Annotated in this window: 3 protein-coding genes; all 3 read left to right on the forward strand. The window is 49.9% G+C overall.

Annotation, left to right across the window (positions count from 1 at the left end; genetic code table 11):
* Nucleotides 1-108 precede the first annotated feature (108 nt).
* The 3 genes from ACTBDZ_RS16930 (at nt 109) to recA (ending at nt 2,345) form a co-directional block, all read left to right on the forward strand.
* Complete coding sequence (locus tag ACTBDZ_RS16930) at nt 109-447, forward strand: hypothetical protein (RefSeq protein ID WP_438816166.1); 339 nt, start codon at nt 109-111, stop codon at nt 445-447.
* A 190-nt stretch (nt 448-637) separates the two neighbouring features.
* Nucleotides 638-1,129: a nicotinamide-nucleotide amidase gene (gene pncC / locus ACTBDZ_RS16935; RefSeq protein ID WP_438816164.1), complete on the forward strand. Its 492-nt coding sequence runs from the start codon at nt 638-640 to the stop codon at nt 1,127-1,129.
* Between the two features lie 136 nt (nt 1,130-1,265).
* Nucleotides 1,266-2,345 carry a recombinase RecA gene (gene recA / locus ACTBDZ_RS16940; RefSeq protein ID WP_438816165.1) on the forward strand — a complete coding sequence of 360 codons (1,080 nt, stop codon included), beginning with the start codon at nt 1,266-1,268 and terminating at the stop codon, nt 2,343-2,345.
* Nucleotides 2,346-2,508 lie beyond the last annotated feature (163 nt).

Genomic DNA, 2,508 nt, shown 5'->3' on the forward strand with positions numbered 1-2,508 from the left:
AGGTTACGGATGGTAACGTGGGGAGTACTCATGCTGATTGGTCTGCAAAAAGCAGTAATAAATTCAGAACTTCAGAATACCGTCAAGTCCCGAAAAAAGAAAAATCAGGTGCGGAATGACGGATTCACAGCTGCATGGAGCCGCAACGGTAATCTCCTGTGCCATGGGCACTGGATCATTACGTTTCAGTCCAAGGCATTTAGTCTGCCAGCATCTTATCAGGAAAAACATCTGGGAACGTTGGGAATATATTCGATCATCGATCCTGAGGATGAATTATATCGTGAAGGATTGGATGAAGATGATTGGATTGTAGAAAATGTAGACTGGTTAGCCGACTGTTTCGAAAATAACCAGGTTCCTATTGAAGAGTGCTATTTCCGTTTTTTTTATCAGGCGATCAATCCACAGGATTGGCGTTGTACCAGCTGTGCGGGTTGCATGTAATCCCGCCAAACCCGTTGAGCCATTTTACTCTCCCTCGCGTTTTAACCTCCAGAGTTATATCTGCCCTGTCACTCCCTTTGCTTTCGCGCCGAATTCTGGAATAAGGCACGCAACAGCGTGGCAGGGGAGCACGAACCCGTGTGAAAATGATACGCTGTGATGCTATACCCTCAATCAACGTGGAGTGAACATGGAAACCGAGATTTTGCAGTTAAGCGCCCAGATTGGAGCGCGCCTGACTGCGTTGGGTGCAAAGGTGACCTGTGCAGAATCCTGTACGGGAGGCTGGATAGCGAAATCGATTACTGATGTGGCGGGGAGTTCCGGCTGGTTTGACTATGGATTTGTCACTTACAGCAACCAGGCAAAACAGCGCCTCATCGGTGTCAGTGAGGAAACGCTCGCCCAATACGGCGCAGTGAGTGAGCAAACCGTACGGGAAATGGCGCAGGGTGCCTTGCGTGCAGCGGGGGCTGATTATTCACTTTCTGTGAGCGGCATTGCTGGCCCCGACGGCGGTTCTGACGAAAAACCCGTTGGTACCGTCTGGTTTGGCTGGTGTGACAAGCACGGCAACCTACTGGCGCGTGAAATGCTGTTTCTTGGCGACAGGCATGCTGTGCGGCTTCAGGCCGTGCGTTTCGCACTTCAGATGCTTTTGGATGGATTTCTGCAAAAATAATCTTGATGCTGTATGCGTATACAGTATAATGCTGTTAATGATTCGGTGACACGCCTGTTTGATTACATACCAGTGTCAGTCACATAAAGCGCGCGGCCGTGTAGCGAGAGCGTTACGCCGCATGACAGGAGTAGAAATGGCTATTGACGAGAACAAACAAAAGGCATTGGCGGCTGCGCTGGGCCAGATCGAAAAGCAATTTGGTAAAGGTTCTATCATACGTTTGGGCGAAGACCGCTCAATGGATGTTGAAACGATCTCTACCGGCTCTCTGTCACTCGATATTGCCTTGGGGGCCGGTGGGCTGCCAATGGGGCGTATCGTTGAAATCTACGGACCAGAATCGTCAGGTAAAACCACACTAACGCTGCAAGTTATCGCTGCTGCACAGCGTGAAGGTAAAACCTGCGCATTTATCGATGCTGAACATGCACTCGATCCGATTTATGCCAAAAAGCTGGGTGTCGACATCGATAACCTGCTGTGTTCTCAGCCCGATACCGGCGAGCAGGCGTTAGAGATTTGCGATGCGTTGACGCGTTCAGGCGCGGTTGACGTGATCATCGTTGACTCCGTGGCGGCACTGACGCCGAAAGCGGAAATCGAAGGTGAAATCGGTGATTCCCACATGGGGCTGGCGGCTCGCATGATGAGCCAGGCGATGCGTAAGCTAGCCGGTAACTTGAAGCAGGCGAATACGCTGCTGATTTTTATCAACCAGATCCGTATGAAAATTGGCGTTATGTTTGGTAACCCGGAAACCACCACCGGGGGTAACGCGCTGAAGTTTTATGCTTCTGTACGTCTCGATATCCGCCGCATTGGCTCCATTAAAGATGGAGAAGAAGTGGTGGGCAGCGAAACCCGCGTGAAAGTGGTGAAAAACAAAGTGGCTGCGCCCTTTAAACAGGCTGAGTTCCAGATCATGTACGGCGAAGGGATCAACATCCACGGTGAGTTGGTCGATCTTGGCGTGAAACATAAGCTGATTGAGAAAGCGGGTGCCTGGTATAGCTACAACGGCGACAAGATTGGGAAAGGCAAAGCGAATGCGTGCAACTACCTGAAAGAAAACCCGGCAGTCGCGGCCGAATTGGATAAAAAGCTGCGTGAAATGCTGCTGCACAACAAAGATCATGTGTCTGCACCAGCAAGCGAAGCGGGTTTCTACGATGATGCAGAAACCGCGGGTAGCGAAAATAACGGTGAATTTTAAACCGCGTTAAGTGACTTGAATGGAGCACGATAAACGTTATTTGTATTAGTCGCGACTTGATCTGACACTGGACCTTGCAAGGTTGAGAGTTACCGGTTTTGATATGGGTGTCCAATCCTTATACAAAACACGAGGTAACTCTCATGATTCATACTAACAATCC

It is taken from the genome of Symbiopectobacterium sp. (assembly GCF_051710365.1).
Classification (GTDB): domain Bacteria; phylum Pseudomonadota; class Gammaproteobacteria; order Enterobacterales; family Enterobacteriaceae; genus Symbiopectobacterium.